General features: G+C 32.0%; 11 protein-coding genes. 7 read left to right on the top strand and 4 right to left on the bottom strand.

The annotated features are described in order from the left end of the window. Window positions 1–183 precede the first annotated feature (183 nt). The 4 genes from EQM05_RS13105 to EQM05_RS13090 all read left to right on the top strand — a co-directional run bounded on the left by EQM05_RS13105 (window position 184) and on the right by EQM05_RS13090 (window position 5,488). The gene (locus EQM05_RS13105; protein WP_243108075.1) at window positions 184–1,530 is read left to right on the top strand and encodes an ISNCY family transposase; all 1,347 of its coding nucleotides are present in this window, start codon (window positions 184–186) and stop codon (window positions 1,528–1,530) included. A 526-nt stretch (window positions 1,531–2,056) separates the two neighbouring features. Next, window positions 2,057–2,485, top strand: coding sequence for an NfeD family protein (locus EQM05_RS13100; RefSeq protein WP_128750443.1), 429 nt, complete (start codon window positions 2,057–2,059; stop codon window positions 2,483–2,485). 15 nt (window positions 2,486–2,500) lie between these two features. Then, entirely contained in the window at window positions 2,501–3,436 is a 936-nt protein-coding gene (locus EQM05_RS13095; protein ID WP_128750442.1) for an SPFH domain-containing protein, read from the top strand. Between the two features lie 603 nt (window positions 3,437–4,039). Then, complete coding sequence (locus EQM05_RS13090) at window positions 4,040–5,488, top strand: glycosyltransferase family 4 protein (protein WP_128750441.1); 1,449 nt, start codon at window positions 4,040–4,042, stop codon at window positions 5,486–5,488. A gap of 31 nt (window positions 5,489–5,519) precedes the next feature. Here EQM05_RS13090 and EQM05_RS13085 read toward each other — a convergent pair whose 3' ends face one another. Then, window positions 5,520–6,740, bottom strand: a complete 1,221-nt coding sequence (locus EQM05_RS13085) for a 6-phosphofructokinase (RefSeq protein WP_128750440.1) — start codon at window positions 6,738–6,740, stop codon at window positions 5,520–5,522. A gap of 448 nt (window positions 6,741–7,188) precedes the next feature. On the opposite strand from EQM05_RS13085, the gene EQM05_RS13080 reads away from it, so the two are divergent. Next, the gene (locus tag EQM05_RS13080; protein ID WP_128748367.1) at window positions 7,189–8,463 is read left to right on the top strand and encodes an IS110 family transposase; all 1,275 of its coding nucleotides are present in this window, start codon (window positions 7,189–7,191) and stop codon (window positions 8,461–8,463) included. A gap of 355 nt (window positions 8,464–8,818) precedes the next feature. After that, entirely contained in the window at window positions 8,819–12,247 is a 3,429-nt protein-coding gene (addB, locus tag EQM05_RS13075; protein ID WP_128750439.1) for a helicase-exonuclease AddAB subunit AddB, read from the top strand. 52 nt (window positions 12,248–12,299) lie between these two features. Here addB and EQM05_RS13070 read toward each other — a convergent pair whose 3' ends face one another. The 3 genes from EQM05_RS13070 to EQM05_RS13060 all read right to left on the bottom strand — a co-directional run bounded on the left by EQM05_RS13070 (window position 12,300) and on the right by EQM05_RS13060 (window position 16,216). After that, the gene (locus EQM05_RS13070) at window positions 12,300–13,736 is read right to left on the bottom strand and encodes a carbon starvation CstA family protein (protein WP_128750438.1); all 1,437 of its coding nucleotides are present in this window, start codon (window positions 13,734–13,736) and stop codon (window positions 12,300–12,302) included. Between the two features lie 139 nt (window positions 13,737–13,875). Continuing rightward, window positions 13,876–14,580 carry a LytTR family DNA-binding domain-containing protein gene (locus tag EQM05_RS13065; RefSeq protein ID WP_128750437.1) on the bottom strand — a complete coding sequence of 235 codons (705 nt, stop codon included), beginning with the start codon at window positions 14,578–14,580 and terminating at the stop codon, window positions 13,876–13,878. Next, complete coding sequence (locus tag EQM05_RS13060; protein ID WP_128750436.1) at window positions 14,546–16,216, bottom strand: LytS/YhcK type 5TM receptor domain-containing protein; 1,671 nt, start codon at window positions 16,214–16,216, stop codon at window positions 14,546–14,548. The genes EQM05_RS13065 and EQM05_RS13060 overlap by 35 nt, the downstream gene beginning before the upstream one ends. 169 nt (window positions 16,217–16,385) lie before the next feature. Here EQM05_RS13060 and EQM05_RS13055 point away from each other — a divergent pair, with 169 nt between their 5' ends. Then, entirely contained in the window at window positions 16,386–17,522 is a 1,137-nt protein-coding gene (locus EQM05_RS13055; protein WP_128750435.1) for an aldo/keto reductase, read from the top strand. Window positions 17,523–17,532 lie beyond the last annotated feature (10 nt).

Genomic DNA, 17,532 nt, shown 5'->3' with positions numbered 1-17,532 from the left:
AAATTAATTTTATGTTTTATAAAGCAATTATCATTTAATTTAATCTAAAAGTCAAATCATTATAAAAATTGCAAATGTGTATATGATTGATTTATGATAATGTCTTAATATACCACATATGATTATGTCCCAAATGCAAAAAATATAGTATAATGATACCTCAAGAGAATTGAGGTGGACATAATGAGAAAGGTAAATTTAACTATGAAAGAAAATGATAAATATACAACTATAAAGAAATTGGTCGAAACAAATGGAAACAAGAAGAGGGCATCCCTTTATCTAAGCTGCTCTATTAGACATATTAATAGAATGATCAAAGGATATCAGGAACAGGGAAAGGCTTATTTTATTCATGGTAATCATGGGAGAAAACCAGTCCATACACTTGATGATGAGACAAGACAATTAATTATTGACCTTTATCGTACCAAATACTCTGATGCTAATCTCACCCACTATTCTGAGTTATTAGAGAAGCATGAGCATATCAAAGTATCCATTAGCACCATCCGTTCAATCCTTATGCAGGAATTCATCCTGTCTCCTAAGGCTAAGCGTGCTACAAGGAAAAAGGTTAAAGCTCAATTAGAGGAATTGAAGAATGTAGCCAAATCTCCAAAAGAGGTTTCTAACATTCAGAATGCAATTATTGCAGCTGAAGATGCACACCCGAGGCGCCCTAGATGTGCTTACATAGGTGAGATGCTCCAGATGGATGCTTCACAGCATCTTTGGTTCGGTAAGAATAAAACCCAATTACACATTGCTGTAGATGATGCTACAGGTGCTATTATGGGAGCTTATTTTGACTCACAAGAGACCCTAAACGGGTATTACCATGTGTTACACCAGGTACTCACGGAACACGGTATCCCTTATATGTTATTTACAGATAGACGTACTGTATTTGAATACAAAAAGAAAAAGTCCCCTTCAGTTGAAGAGGATACTTTCACTCAGTTTAGCTATGCCTGTAAACAGTTAGGCATAGGAATTAAGACAAGCAGTGTTGCCCAAGCTAAAGGGCGCGTAGAAAGAATGTTTCAGACGTTACAATCACGCCTCCCTTTAGAAATGAGGCTAGCTTGTATCAGCACAATTGAGCAAGCAAATGAATTCTTAAACTCATACATAAAAGAATTCAATGCCCAGTTTGCTTTACCAGTTGATAATATCAAATCTGTCTTTGAAAAACAACTAGATATTGAAAAAATAAATTTAACACTTGCCGTATTAACCAGTAGGAAGGTTGATAACGGAAGCTGCATCAAATTCAAGAAAAGTTATTACCTCCCTATGGATTGTAATGGATATGCTGTACATTACCGAAAAGGTACTTCAGGTATGGTAATTCAAGCCTTTGATGGTGGAATGTTCTTTTGTGTTGATGAAAAGGTATATGCTCTAGATCTATTACCAGAACATGAACTTACATCAAAAAGCTTTGACCTTGCAGCTCCTGCGGGGCAACCAAAAAAAACGTTATATTCCTCCAATGAGTCATCCTTGGAAACAAGCTTCTTTTGAACGTTATCTTAAAAAGCAGAAACATAGGCAGGAAAATATAGCATAAAAGTAAATGCCATAATATTACTATTCCTCCTTTTAAGTATAAAACTCAGAAGGCTTATTAAGCATACCCAAAATCCAGGAAAGCCTCATTATTTATTTTAGAAGTAAAACCTAACTAAAAAGCACCAGAAAACTGGTGCTAATGTTTTAAATATTTTGGGACATTTTCAAAAATGCTTGACAATCATTATAAAAATTGCAAATGTGTATATTGAAGAAAATAAGAGATTCAATAAGATAACACATAATGGAATAACGTAAAATACTTAATGTGATAATAATTAACGTTTTAAGGAATATTATTAAACTTTATTATTTCATAAAAATAGGATAATATATATTCATAAAATCAATTTGTAAGCTTACAATATATTAATGCATATTAAATATATTAGCAGTAAAGTGTGTTAATACATCTTATTATGATGTATAATTATAATAGGGTGATTTAACAGATTAATTTAGGAGGAGGGAGGTATATATGAACAATTCATTGATTTTATGGATTATTATTGGTGCCGTAGCCTTAGTTGCTGATCTGATAACAAGTGTTTTCTTATTTGTCTGGTTCACCATTGGTTCAATTGCAGCAATTATTGCAATGTCATTAGGATATTCCACCACTGTACAGGTGATAACCTTTGTATCAGTAAGTGCAGTATTTATGGCTGTAGGTTATCCATTGATTAAAGAAACCATAAAAAAAACAGTAAAGAAAACTCCAACTATGGAACAAAGTTATATTGGCAGAAAAGTTACAGTAGATGAGGAAGTAATGGAAAAAGCTATAATTAAAATAAATGGTATATACTGGACTGTAAAAAATATTGGTGAACCAGTAAAAAAAGGTGATTCTGTTGAGATTTGCGATATTGAAGGAAATAAATTATTAATAAAAAAAATTAAATAATCAGGGGGTAAATTTATGATTACTAAAATAGTCTTTTTAATCTTATTAGTTTTTATTCTATTAATGCTATTATCTTGTATTAAAGTTGTAAACACAGGTTATGTCTTTATTCTTGAGAGATTGGGGCAATTTTACAAGGTGCTGGAGCCAGGATGGCATTTTACCATTCCTTTTGCAGACTTTGTAAGAAAAAGGGTTTCAACAAAGCAGCAGATCCTGGATATCGATCCTCAGAATGTTATTACAAAGGATAATGTTAAGATATCCATAGATAATGTTATCTTTTTCAAAGTAATGAATGCAAAAGATGCAGTTTATAATATTGAAAGTTTTAAGTCAGGTATTATTTATTCTACAATAACAAATATGAGAAATATAGTTGGTAACATGACACTGGATGAGGTTTTGTCAGGAAGAGATAAAATCAATAATGAATTACTATTGGTTGTTGATGAAATAACAGATGCTTATGGCATAAAGATACTTTCAGTTGAAATTAAGAATATTATTCCACCTGCAGAAATTCAGCAGGCAATGGAGAAACAGATGAGGGCAGAAAGAGACAAGAGAGCCGTTATACTACAGGCAGAAGGAGAAAAACAGAGCGATATGACCAGAGCCGAAGGTGAAAAACAGGCAAAAATACTGCAGGCAGAAGGAGAAAAGGAAGCCAATATCAGACATGCTGAAGGCTTAAAAGAATCTCAGCTCCTTGAAGCAGAAGGTAAAGCTAAGGCTATTGAGGCTGTAGCTGAAGCTCAGGCCCAGGCAATCAGAATGGTTAATAAAGCTATATTGGAATCAGGAACAAATGAAACTGTTATTGCCCTTAAGCAGGTAGAGGCACTACAAGAAATGGCTAAGAACCCAGCTAATAAATTAATTTTACCAAATGAAACTCTTTCTTCTCTTGGCAGCATAGCTGCAATAGGAGAAATGCTTAAGAAATAATTATATACACTATAAAATACTGATATAAATAGGGGCTTTCGCATTAGCAGTTAAAATTGCTGATGCAAGGCTCCTTCTTTAATCTTTGTTCTTTTGCTAAAGTCCTATTCACATCAACATTATTATTTAAAAGAGCCATATGTCTATAGAAAGTAAATATCTAATCACCGCAGCAATCCCAAAAATCCTTTAGGCAATATTCTTAAAGCAGGACTTCTTAAAATATTGAAAGCTAAATGAAATAAAGTTTCAGAATCAAATAAAGGATTACATCGTTTACAAAACAAAAAAAGTAAATATGTAACTAAAAAGTATATAAAATATTGGAGAAAGTAGTCATAATATGTCACTATTAGAAACAAAACTTCAATATAATATTAGATATATGGAGATATTATTAGAGATTTAAATATAAACTTATAATTCAATGATTTGTGTGTATAAATATAAATATATTGCTTAAATGGGTTGAAAAAATAAATAAAATAATTATAATTGAATTAATAGTTTAATTTTGACTATTCTAATAATGAATATTTTACTTCAGGTAAAATGAAATTTATAAAATATAATATTGCATATTAAAATATTAGGAGGAATAATATGAAAATATTAATGTTATCATGGGAATATCCACCTAAGACTGTTGGGGGGCTTTCAACACATGTATATAATTTATGTCAAAGCCTTAAGGATGAGGGAAATGAAGTACATGTAGTTACATGCGAAGAAGAAAATGCAGTGCTGGAGCAGGTTGACAAGGGGGTTTTTGTTCACAGAGTAATTCCATACAAGCTGGATACTGAGGACTTTACAAAATGGGTAATGCATCTTAACTTTGCAATAATAGAAGAGGCTTCAAAGCTAATTAACACCTATGGAGGGTTTGATTTAATACATGCCCATGACTGGTTAACTACATACAGTGCAAAATGTTTAAAGTGGATATATAAAATACCAATGGTATCTACAATACATGCCACTGAATATGGAAGAAACGGCGGTATTAGAACTGAGCTGCAGAAGTACATTTCCTCTGCAGAATGGATGCTTGCAAATGAATCATGGAAAATTGTAACATGCAGCAGTTTTATGAAAAAACAGGTATGTGAATTATTCTCTGTTCAGGAAGACAAGGTTTGGATAATACCTAATGGAGTAAATGCTGTTAATATTGAAGAGGATTTAAGTGAATTTAGAAAAAAGTATGCATTAGACAATGAAAAGATAGTTTTGTTTATTGGAAGACATGTTTTTGAAAAGGGAATTCAAATATTAATTGATACTGTTCCAGGCATATTAAAATCATATCCCAATGCAAAATTTGTAATTGCGGGTAAAGGACCAATGACAGAAGAATTGGAAGACAGGGTATGCAAAATGGGGCTCAAGGAAAAAGTATTGTTTTCAGGTTATATGAATGATGAGGAAAGAGACAAGCTGTACAAGGTATCAAATGCAGCTGTATTTCCATCTCTTTATGAACCTTTTGGAATAGTGGCTTTAGAAGCTATGGCAGCAGGATGCCCTGTAGTAGTGTCAAATACAGGTGGACTAAGTGAAATAGTTCAGCATAAATTAAACGGATTAAAGGTTACCCCAGGCTCATGTGATAATTTAAGGGACAGCATATTAGAAATTCTTTCTAATGATAAATTAGCAGAGCAATTTAAGGAAAATGGTTTAAATTCAGTTAAGGAAAAATATGAATGGCACAAAGTAGCAGAGCTTACAATGGAAATGTATAATATGGTGAAAGAGGAATCTAAGGGAACTGAATGGGAAACAAAGGAAGATAAAAAAATTACAAAGGATAATACTGAAGAGAAGAAGATTCCTGCTAAGAAGAAAAGCCCTGCTAAGAAGAAAAATACAACTGAAAGCATAGTGAAAAAGAAAGCAGTATCAAAAAAAGCAGTATCAAAAAAAGCAGGTGAAACCAAATTAGTAAAATCAGAAACAGAGAAAAATAAAAGTGAGGAAGCTAAATTAGAAAAAAAGCCTAAAAGAAAACCTGTAAGTAAAGCAAAGAAGGAATCCGAAAAACCATAAAATAGGGATGTTGATTTCTAAAATATAGAAATCAACATTTTTTTATTATAGTATAATTTTTTGTATTATTTTCTACTGTAAAAGATGGACAGCCTTCAACTAAAGGACTAAAGTATTCTAAAGCTTTGTCACTTATATTATTGTTATCTTTAACCCATTCCTTTGGGAAATACTTTATATTATTTGCCACATCAGAAACATTAACTAAAATATCCCTTGATTTATAAGGGTTATTACATAACCTTTCAATGGATACCATTTTCCCTGTGACACCTTCTATGGAGAATTTTACTGCGTCTTTTCCGCATCTGTAAGCTTCTTCAATATCAACATCTGAACAGCAGTGCATTGCACATCTTTGAATTACACCTAATTCCAAAGTTTTAACCCTTGAAGTAATGCCTTTATTTATTATCATTTGTCTCAATACATTTTTAACTCCGCCTAATTGGGCATGTCCAAAGTTATCGTGACATGCACTTGAATCTGTTTCAGATACAAAAGTACCATCTTCATATTTAATTCCTTCTGAAACCACAATATAAACCTGATTCTGATCTTTAAATCTTTGCTCCACATCAATTAAAAATTTATCTTTATCAAAAGCTGCTTCCGGGATATAAATAAAGTCAGCAGCTGCTTTTCCATCTATTTTTGCTAAACAGGCGCTGGCTGCCAGCCATCCTGTATCACGGCCCATTGTTTCAATAATAAATATGCCGTTATTTTTATATACACTTGAATCCAGATATGTTTCAAGAACTATAGTAGATATTAATTTTGCAGAGCTTCCAAATCCAGGGGTATGATCTGTACAGGTTAAATCATTATCTATAGTTTTAGGTATACCGATTATTTGATAGTTAAGAGAATTCAGCTTTGCATATTTACTTAGTTTAGAAACAGTATCCATGGAGTCATTGCCTCCAATATAAAAAAAGGTTTGAATATCATATTCTTTTAGAATATTGAAAAATTGAATGTATTCACTATCATCATCATGAAAATCTTTCATTTTATATCTGCAGGATCCCAGTCCTGAGGAAGGAGTATACTTGAAATGTTTATCTTTGTCTTTTAAAGTATCACCTAAGTTTATTATTTTTCCATTAAGAATTCCTTCTATTCCATTTATTCCTGCAAAAACATTCTGGTAGTATTTACTTTCAATTGCACCCTGTAATACACCTATAACACTTGAATTAATAACTGCTGTAGGTCCCCCTGATTGTGCAACAAGACAATTTCCCATAATTTACTCTCCTCGTATAATAAGTTTATAGTCAGTTAAATGACTGCTATAAACTTATTTATTTTTATATTTTAGTATAGATAAGAAAGTATCTATGTTTTTCTGTGGGGATTCCCCCAATTCATTATTGCTATCTATTTTACATTCCTATCTATACAACTTACATTAACTATTTATAAAGGAATTTCCTAATGCTAAAATAGTCCTAACGGACTTTAGCGAAGGTTACTGCTGTATTCTCCTGCAAAACATATTGTTATTGCCTAGAAAGCTTGCAGCCTGACCAGAGTATCAAATTCTGCTTACACAAATGTTGCATCTCCATTCGTAGCCACCAGCAAGGTATTTCGCTTGGTTGAATGCTGATTACGCGAGGTTGCAGTCAGTACTCTGGATTAGGATAATTCCTTTTCTAATTTCCTCATTACTTTCGAAAGGTGGTGATTTCATGAAGAAAGTAGATTACTTATCAACTCTATTTGTTGGTATCGATATTGGTGCGAGACAAAATGTTGTCTCTGCAATTAACTTTGAACAGGAATTTTTTATTAAAATGAAACCTGTTCCTAATACACAATCTGGTGCAGAACAACTAGAATCCATGCTCGTCAAGATACTAGAAAATAATATATTTAAGGTTACTATTATTGGTCTTGAGTCTACTTCATTTTATGGCGTGCATATAGCTAATTTTTTATCTGCAAGTGAAAAACTTGTGCCATATAAACCCTACGTCTACTGTTTGAATCCTAAGGAAGTTGCTAACTACAAAGATTCCTTTAATGCTCTTAACAAAAATGATGGCATTGACTCTTTTGTTATTGCTGATTTTGCAAGAGTCGGCAGGATTCATACTGAGCCTTGGCGTGGTTCTCAATACCTTGCCCTACAAAGGCTTACAAGACACAGGCTTCATATAGTTGAATGCTTAACCAGGGAGAAGACATATATGCTATCAAATGTATTTCTCAAGTTTAGCGAATTTGCTTTGTTAGATGGTGAAGAACATCCTTTTTCTAATAAATATGGTGCCACTGCTTCCTCTATCCTGACGGATTTTTTATCTTCTGAAGACATTGCAAATGCTTCCATAGAAGAACTTGTTGAATTCATCAATACAAAGAGTCGAAAGAGAATTTCTGATCCACAGATGACTGCTAAAATTCTTCAACAAGCTGCTCGTAATTCATATCGCCTTGATAAATGTTTGTATGAGCCATTAACGACTTCAATTGCATGCTCTTTTAACTGTATTCAGGCTTTTGAAAAAGAACTGAGTACTATTAATAAAGCCATTGAGAAAGCGGTTATGGGAATGAATCCTGTGGAATATCAAATTCTCATGTCAATCCCTGGTTTTGGCCCTGTTTATTCCAGTGGTATTCTTGCCGAATTAGGCAGTGTGCATGCATTCCCTAATAATGATGCTATTGCTAAATATGCTGGCATCGTATGGAAAGAAAATCAATCTGGTGATTTCAAGGCTGAAAATACGCCAATGAACAAAGCAGGTAACCGTTATTTACGTTATTATCTGATAGAAGCCGCTGGTAGTGTCATAAGACACGTTCCTGAATATCAAGCTTTCTACCAGAAGAAATTTGCTGAAGTGACTACACATCAGCATAAACGAGCACTCGCGCTAACTTCTCGTAAATTAATCCGTTTGATTTTTGGATTGCTGGCTAAAAATCAACTCTACTCTTCAAATAGAGTAGATTAATTATATAAGACACACGAACATACATTCTGATTTGACTGTATGTTTATTAGGGTTACCCTTTTTTTGAAGAATCATTTCATTTTCTTTTTATTTTGTTCTTGACATATTACCAAATTGCTTTTTATTTATACTATACTAATGCCTTTATTGTAAAATTCACAATGTATATTTTAACATAAATTTATTTAATTTTGTATATATAATTTAAAATAAATAATAAATAATATAGTACATATATAAGATATGACATATATAAATGAAATATTACTATAATTATGTTTTTTTATAATTTACAAAAGATATAAGCATTATTTATGTTTTTTTGGTAAACTATATGTAATTGGAGAGTGATTATATGAGCTTAAGATTTATATTTGGAAGAGCAGGCAGCGGCAAAAGTTATTTTTGCATTAATGATATAAAAAATAAAATAATTAATAACGAAACAAAGCATTCATTAATAATACTTGTACCAGAGCAGTTTTCCTTTCAGGCAGAAAAGAATATGATAAATATGATAGGTGAAAAAAGTATTAATAAAGCTCAGGTATTAAGTTTTAAGAGAATGGCTTATACAGTATTTAATGAAGTAGGGGGAATCACTGCACAGCATATGAATGAGGCTGGAAGAAACATGCTGATTTATAATGTTATAAGCAGCGTAAAAGATAAGCTGAAAGTATTTAACAGGGTAGCAGACAGGCAGGGATTCACAAATACAATTGGAGAAATAATTACAGAATTAAAGAAATACAGCATTGATGTCACTGAGCTAAACTCAGGCATTGATAAGATCGAAGATGAAAATCTTAAAAATAAAGTCAGTGATATAAAATTAATTTTTGAAGAATTTGAAAAAAGGCTCCATGAAAAATATATAGACAGCGATGATGATTTAACAATATTAATAGAAAAGCTTGATGAATCATCGTTATTTAATAATGCTGAAATCTGGATAGATGAATTTTATGATTTTACCCCACAGGAATATCTTATAATAGAGAAGCTTCTAAAGAAGGCCTATAGGGTGAACATATCGCTGTGTCAGGATGTTTCAGACAGTGAAACTCAAAATACAGATTTATTCAGCCCTGTGAAGAGAACTGAAAAGAAACTGCTTGAAATAATAAAAAATAACAATATAAAATATGACAAGCCGGTAATTTTAAACTGCAGTCCATGTTACAGATTTAAAGATAATGAGGAGCTTCAGCATCTTGAAAAATATATTTTTGAATATCCTTTTAAGGTTTATGAAAAGGATGTTAAAAATCTTTCTATAATTAAAGCTTTAAACAGGTACAATGAGGTTGAAATTACTGCCAGAGAAATAATAAACCTTTGCAGAGATAAAGGATACAGATATAAGGATATAGCTGTGGTAAGCGGTGACCTGGAGCAGTATGAAAGTATAGTTAAAGCTATTTTCACAGAGTATGATATTCCATATTTCATAGATGCTAAAAGAAGCATTGAAAATAACCAGCTTATAATTTATATAATTTCAGCTTTAGAAATATTTACAAAACACTGGTCCTATGAAAGCGTATTTAGATATCTTAAAACAGGGCTGTCAAATGTTACTATGGATGAAATAGATTTACTTGAAAATTATGTTTTGAAAAATGGAATTAAGGGTTCAATGTGGACTAAGGATGAAAAATGGGAATATGGTTTAAATTATGATTTTACAGATGAAGAAAAGGCTCAGGAAGAAATAAATTTAGATAAAATTAATGATATAAGAAAAAAAGCAGCAGAGCCTGTAAAGCTTTTTCATTCAGAATTAAAAAAGTGCAGAACAGCCAAAAAGAAGTGTGAAGCTGTATATAATTTTTTAATCCATAATAATACAGGAGATAAGCTTCAAAATTGGATAGAACAGTTTAAAAGTCAGGATGAGCTGGATAAAGCCAATGCTTATGGTCAGATTTGGAACGTTGTAATGGAAGTTTTAGATCAGGTGGCAGAAATATTTGGTGATGATAAAATAAATACAGATGAGTTTTCTAAGGTTTTGCTTGCTGGTTTCCAGCAGTATGAAATTGGATTAATTCCTCCTGCATTGGATCAAATACTGGTAAGCTCGGTATATAGATTAAAGAGCCATGAAATTAAAGCTCTCTTTCTGCTGGGGGTAAATGATGGAATATTTCCAAAAGGTAAGGATGAAGAGGGAATATTAAACGACAGCGACAGAATCATGCTTAGAGAAAATGGTATAGAGCTTGGAAATAACACAAAGGAAGATGCCTTTGAAGAAAATTTTCAGGTATACAGTATTTTAACCAGTGTAAGTGACTGTGTTACTCTTAGCTATTCAATATCTGATATTGAAGGAAAAAGCATGAGGCCATCTATAATTATATCAAGGCTTAAAAAGATTTTTAAAAACCTTGAGGAACGCAGTGAAATTGCAGAGGATGCAGATGCTAAGGAAAGCATTAATAAAATAGTGAATCCAAAAGCCACTTTAAATCAATTGGTTTCATCAGTTAAGAAGGATTCAGGTAATGTGGATATTAATCCTGTATGGATAGAAACATATAGATGGTACAAGGAAAATGATTTATGGAATAAAAAAATAAATAATATTGTAAAAGGATTTGATTATACAAATTCACTGGAAGTCAATAACACACTAAAAATTAGAAAACTTTACGGGGATAAATTAAATATAAGTGTGTCAAGACTGGAGAAATTTTCAGAATGCCCTTTCTCTTACTTTGTTCAGTATGGGCTTAGAGCTAAGGAAAGAAAAATATATTCCTTGACATCTCCTGATCTTGGGACATTTATGCACAATGTAATTCAGCATTTTTCAAATATAGTTAATGAAAAAAATATTGACTGGAATGATATTACCAAGGAATGGTGCGAGAAAACGGTTGGTGAAATAGTAGAAGATACTATTGTAAAAATACCAGGCAGCATATTCAGCAGTTCACCAAGATATAAACATGTTGCCAATAATATTGAAAGGGTACTTACAAAATCAGTTTGGCTCATTACTGAGCATATGAAAATGGGAGGATTCAGACCTTCAGGATATGAAATATCTTTTTCCAGAGGAGGAGACTATGAGCCTATAAAGATTCAGCTGCACTCAGGAGAAGATGTGGAGCTCATTGGAAGGGTTGACAGATTGGATTTTTTACATAAAAATAATAAGCTTTATTTAAGAATAGTAGACTACAAATCCGGAAATAAAGAATTTAAATTATCTGATATATATAATGGTATGGAACTTCAGCTATTGATATATCTTGATGCCATATTGACTCAGATATCAGGAAAGCATGAAGAAGAAGCAGAGCCTGGAGCTATTTTATACTTTAAATTGCAGGATCCTATTATAAAAGCAAAGGGATATTTATCTGATGAGGAAATAGAAAAGAAGATTGCAGCAAGCTTAAAGATGAAGGGACTATTGCTGGAGGACGTTGAAATAATAAAGGAAATGGACAGAGATATTCAAGGAAGCTCACTTATAGTGCCTGTAATGGTGAAGAAGGATGGAAGTATATCAAAATCAAAATCCTCAGTGGCTACTCTTGAGCAGTTTCAAGATTTAAGAGAATTTGTCAGGGGGACAATAGTAAATATCTGCGAAGAAATACTAGAAGGCAATATAAGTATAAATCCTTATAAAAATAACAAAAAAACTCCTTGTGAATATTGTCTTTACTCCGCAATCTGCCAATTTGACACTACAATGAAAGGAAACTGTTATAGATTCATAAAAGATATTAGTGACCAGGAGTTCTGGGATGCTATAAAATAATACAATATAAAAGGCTGACCTTTTTAAAATCTGGCCAGCCTGCATTTAATTTTTATACATTCATTGAATTATCTATACTTGGAATCGTTTCAGAAAATGATTTAGCCTTTGCCAGGAATATTCCAAGTAAACCTATAGCTACTAATATACCAACTGAATTTGAGAACACAGCAGGAAGTCCAAAGCCCTCCTTAGCCTGGAAAATATAACTTGTGCATACAGCTGACATAAATACTGCAGGAGCTGTAGTAAACCAGTGATTCTTTTTATATTTAACAAGATAAACAGAAACTGCCCACAAAGTTACCATTGCAAGTGTCTGGTTTGCCCATGCAAAGTATCTCCAGATAATATCGAAGTTAATAAATGTAAGTGCAATTCCTACTGCAAACATTGGAAGTGCAAGAAGTAATCTCTTTTTAACTTTATCCTGTTTATAATGAATTATGTCTGCAATCATTATTCTGGCACCTCTAAAAGCCGTATCCCCGGAAGTAATAGGACATGCAATAACTCCTAACATTGCAAGGACTCCGCCAATAGGACCTAAAAGAGTCTTAGTAATTTCCAGAACTGCTCCTCCAGGACCGCTCTTTGTTAATACTGCTCCTAATTGAGGAACTCCATTGTAGAAAGATATACCAGCTGCAACCCATACAAGTGCAATTAATCCCTCTGCAATCATAGCACCATAAAAAACTTTTCTTGAATACATTTCATTTTTTATACATCTTGCCATTAAAGGAGACTGAGTAGCATGAAAACCTGAGATAGCACCGCAGGCTATGGTTATAAACATCATTGGCCATACAGCAATATGTGAAGGATGCAGATTTGTAAGTGTGATTTCAGGTATGCGGTATCCTTCAAAGATTATTCCTCCCCCAACTCCTAATGCCATAATAACAAGACAAACACCAAATACAGGATATAAATTGCCTATTAAAACATCTATAGGAAGAATTGTGGCTAAGAAGTAATAAACAAATACAACTGCTACCCAAAAGGCTGTGTTAAATTTATCAGGAGTCAACGCTGCCAAAAGCTTTGCAGGCCCCGTTACAAAAACTACACCTACTAAGATTAATAATACAATGGTAAAAATACGCATGACAGCTTGTATCTTTTTGCCTAAGTATATGCCTTGTATTTCTGATAAACTAGCACCGTTATGTTTTATTGATATAACTCCAGAAGTAAAATCGTGTACTCCTCCTGCAAAAACGCTGCCAAAGGCAACCCAAAGAAAAGCCACAGGCCCGAATAATGCACCCTGCAGTGCTCCAAATATAGGACCAAGACCTGCAATGTTTAATAATTGTATAAGAAACACCTTCCAGGTTGGCATTGGAACATAATCCACCCCGTCCTGCAGTTTGTATGCAGGTGTTTCCCTATCGCCCCTGACATCCATTAATTTTTCAATGACTTTTGAATAAACAAAGTAACCAAGTAAAAGTACAATAATACCACCTAAAAATGAATACATTAGTATACCCCCTATGTTCTTTATAATTAAATATTAACAAAAAGGTTGTTACTGCTCAATTGAATAGGGTTACAATAACATATTCAGAGGGTGAAGTGCATTATTCAATAGGTGAAAGTTACCAATTGTTAGAATTGAGTTATAATTCTAATAATTCTTTCAACTTTTTTACATTATTTCTGCTTACAGTAATTTCTGAGGATTCATCATCTTTCATTATTAACTTATATGTTCCATTAAACCATGGAAACAGCTCTTTCACATTATCTATGTTCACCAGAAAGCTTTTATGACATCTGAAAAAATTAGTTTTAGCTTCAATTTCACTAAGTGTATTGTTTGTGATATATTTTTTATTTTTTGTTTTTATATAGTTTTTTTCATTTTCAGCAAAGCAGTAATAAACTTCATTTATATTGATAAGCATTGTTTTGCCATGGCTTAATGCACATAATTTATCGCACTTTTTTTCTCTAACCGCACCTGAAAGTAATCTTTCAATTGTAATCTGAATTCTTTTTTCATCATAAGGCTTTAAAATATAATCTGCAGCTCCAATTTCAAAGGCCTTTACTGCATATTCATTATAAGCAGTTACAAATACAATATAAGTATTTTTATAATAAAATTTTATTTTTTCTGCTAATTCTATGCCTGAACATTTCGGCATATTAATGTCTGTAAATACAACATCAGGCCTTATCTTATTTATAAGTTTATATCCATCTGTACAATTATAAGCCAAGCCCTTTACTATAATTGATGGAAATTTGTGTAATATGTATTCAAGCTCACTGGCGGAAATAATTTCATCTTCTATTATTACTGCAGTTAAGCTGTTCATAATTATATGCCTCCTTTGGGATTTTGATAACTATAGAAGTACCTTCATTAATAAAGCTTTTAATATTAAAGCTGTATTTTGCACCATACAACATTTTTAATCTTTCCTGAATGTTCCTTAAACCAATTGAATTGGAATCTCTTTTAAATACTTCATCAACATTCATACCAACTCCTGAGTCCTTAATAATAAATATAAGGTCATCTTTTATACATTTAGCCCATAAATAAATACTTCCTCCATCAGGTTTTTGTGAAATACCATGTTTTACTGAGTTTTCAATAATTGGCTGAAGAATAAAAACCGGAATTCTTAAATTATATAATTCCTTTGGTATATCAATATGCATATTTAATTTATCTCCATACCTTGCTTTTTCTATGGAAAAGTATGAATGTATTAATTCCAAGTCATCTCCTATGGATGTGAAATCCTCTGTTTGATACAATGTTTTTCTGAAATAATTTGATAAGCTTATAATTAAGTCCCTGGCTGTGACAGGGTTTATCCTGCAAAATGAAGCAATGGTATTTAATGCATTAAATAGGAAATGCGGATGAATCTGCGACTTTAATGCACTGTACTGAGCTGAAGAAACTTTTTTTGCTAATTCATTTAATCTGTAAACATCAAGCTGACTGGAAAGAAGATCACTTATTTTATTCATAAGCCTCACAGTGTATTTGTCAATATAAGTTGTGCCAGACAACTGAACTCCAAGTACTGCTTTATTATCTGCACCTGAAATGGTAGTACAATAAAAAGTTATAGTTTTATTATTTTCATTTAATAATATGTTAAAATTATTAATAGATTTGGAATAAACTGATATTTTTTCAAGGAGCATGTTATAATTATATTTATGACCGAAATAAGAAAGTAATCTATTTTCATCAAATAAAAAAATTGTATTTATATCTATGTTTTTATAAATTGACTTTAAAACCTTATTTGCGGTATTTTTGTTTAATCCTTTTCTCATATTATAAATTGTATTGTTAGCTATATTTAATGCTTTTTCAAAATTTAGTGATTCCTGTTTGTTAAAATTCTCAGTGGTGTTTTCTATAATATTTAAAAATAGCACTACTCCAAGAGTATTTGCAATTATCATAGGGATAGAAACTAATTTTACAATGGTTACTGCATCACTGAAAGGTCTGGAAAAAATTAATATGATAATCATATGGCATATTTCAGCTATTAACCCAATAATTATGCCAATCTTTATATTAAAGATATTATTTTTAGTATATTTTCTACCTAATGCTCCTACTAAACCTTCAATTATGGCAGCAAAACTGCAGGAGAATGCAGTAATACCCTCTAGGGAATATCTATTGATCCCGGCTATGAGGCCCACAATTGTTCCTACAATTGGGCCGCCCATATAGCCTGCCATTATTACGCCTATAGGTCTTATATTTGCAAATGCCTTAGGCTCAACTTTGATACCCATATAGGTGCCAACTATAGAAAGAATACTAAAATATGATATCATAATTAGTCTGTCACTTATGTTAGTTTTTTCTTTAAGAAGGTTATTAAATATTCTCGTCTGGCTGAAAATATAAGCAGCAACTGCTATTATTGACATTTGTTCAAGAAGCTCAAAAATTATATCATTATTTATCAAAAAATCACCATCCTATTAAGGTTATATTAAGACCTTTGCTAAATGGATTAAGGTAATTACCAGTATTTTGAACTTAATTAAATTATACAATATAATATAAACTATAAACAACTATTCTTTTATGTGTAATAATATTATTATAAAAAAATGCGAAAGGGGAATAAAAAAAGTGAAGTATAGAAAGTTTGGGAAAACTGATTTTGTCACATCAGCTCTTGGATTTGGATGCATGAGACTGCCTGTTATAGATGGTGACCATGGAAAAATAGATGAGGAAAATTCCATAAAGCTTATAAGATATGGAATTGATAATGGTATTAATTACATTGACACAGCTTATCCTTATCATAATGGTATGAGTGAAGTGCTTGTAGGAAAGGCACTTAAGGATGGTTATAGGGGAAAAGTCAGGTTAGCCACTAAAATGCCGGTATGGCTTATGGAAAAGTATGAGGATTTTGATAAATATTTTAATGAGCAGCTTAAAAAACTTGATACGGAATATGTAGATTTATATTTGTTACATGCATTAAGTAAGGAAAGAATTAATAAGGTAGTAAAATTAGGTGTACTAGATTTTTTAAATGAAAAGGTACAACAGGGTAAAATTAAATATGTAGGTTTTTCTTTTCATGATAAATTAAGTGTATTTAAAGATATTGTGGATTTATATCCATGGGATTTTTGTCAGATACAGTACAATATATTAGATGAGAATTATCAGGCAGGAAAAGAAGGATTAAAATATGCAGCTTCAAAAGGGCTTGGCGTGGTTATAATGGAACCTCTAAGAGGAGGGCTTTTAGCAAAAACCCCTGCAAAGGAAATCATGGATGTGTTTAAAAGCTGTGATGATACAAAATCACCTGCTCAGTGGGCATTAAGCTGGATATTAAATCAGCCTGAGGTTTCTGTAATACTAAGCGGTATGAATGATATTAATCAGATAAAAGAAAATATTGATACAGCAGATACTGTAGAAGCTGGTTCTTTAAGTGATAAGGAACTTAAAACTATTGAAAATGCTAAACAAATGTTAAAAAAGAAAATGAAAGTAGGATGCACAGCCTGCGAATACTGCATGCCATGTACAGCAGGTGTAAATATACCTAAAAACTTTTCTTTATATAATTTTTCAAGTATGTATGATGACTTAGAGACCTATTCAAAACAATATAATTCTCTGGATAAAGGCCTTAGGGCATCAGCATGTATAGAGTGCGGTAAATGCGAAAAGGCATGTCCTCAGCATTTGCCTATAAGAAGTCTGCTGAAGGAAGTTAATAAGACTTTAGGCAGGCAGTAACTGAAATGGA

Source organism: Clostridium sp. JN-9 (genome assembly GCF_004103695.1).
Taxonomy (GTDB): domain Bacteria; phylum Bacillota; class Clostridia; order Clostridiales; family Clostridiaceae; genus JN-9.
The sequence above is the reverse complement of the archived record's forward strand: the minus strand, read 5'-3'. Positions and strand labels throughout refer to the sequence as shown.

Coding starts and splice junctions, on each gene's coding strand:
- EQM05_RS13085 (WP_128750440.1), bottom strand. CDS start 6,740: ATGGGAAATTGTCTTGTTGCACAATCAGGGGGACCTACAGCAGTTATT.
- EQM05_RS13070 (WP_128750438.1), bottom strand. CDS start 13,736: ATGTATTCATTTTTAGGTGGTATTATTGTACTTTTACTTGGTTACTTT.
- EQM05_RS13090 (WP_128750441.1), top strand. CDS start 4,040: ATGAAAATATTAATGTTATCATGGGAATATCCACCTAAGACTGTTGGG.
- EQM05_RS13095 (WP_128750442.1), top strand. CDS start 2,501: ATGATTACTAAAATAGTCTTTTTAATCTTATTAGTTTTTATTCTATTA.
- EQM05_RS13065 (WP_128750437.1), bottom strand. CDS start 14,580: ATGAACAGCTTAACTGCAGTAATAATAGAAGATGAAATTATTTCCGCC.
- EQM05_RS13080 (WP_128748367.1), top strand. CDS start 7,189: ATGAAGAAAGTAGATTACTTATCAACTCTATTTGTTGGTATCGATATT.
- EQM05_RS13100 (WP_128750443.1), top strand. CDS start 2,057: ATGAACAATTCATTGATTTTATGGATTATTATTGGTGCCGTAGCCTTA.
- EQM05_RS13105 (WP_243108075.1), top strand. CDS start 184: ATGAGAAAGGTAAATTTAACTATGAAAGAAAATGATAAATATACAACT.
- addB (WP_128750439.1), top strand. CDS start 8,819: ATGAGCTTAAGATTTATATTTGGAAGAGCAGGCAGCGGCAAAAGTTAT.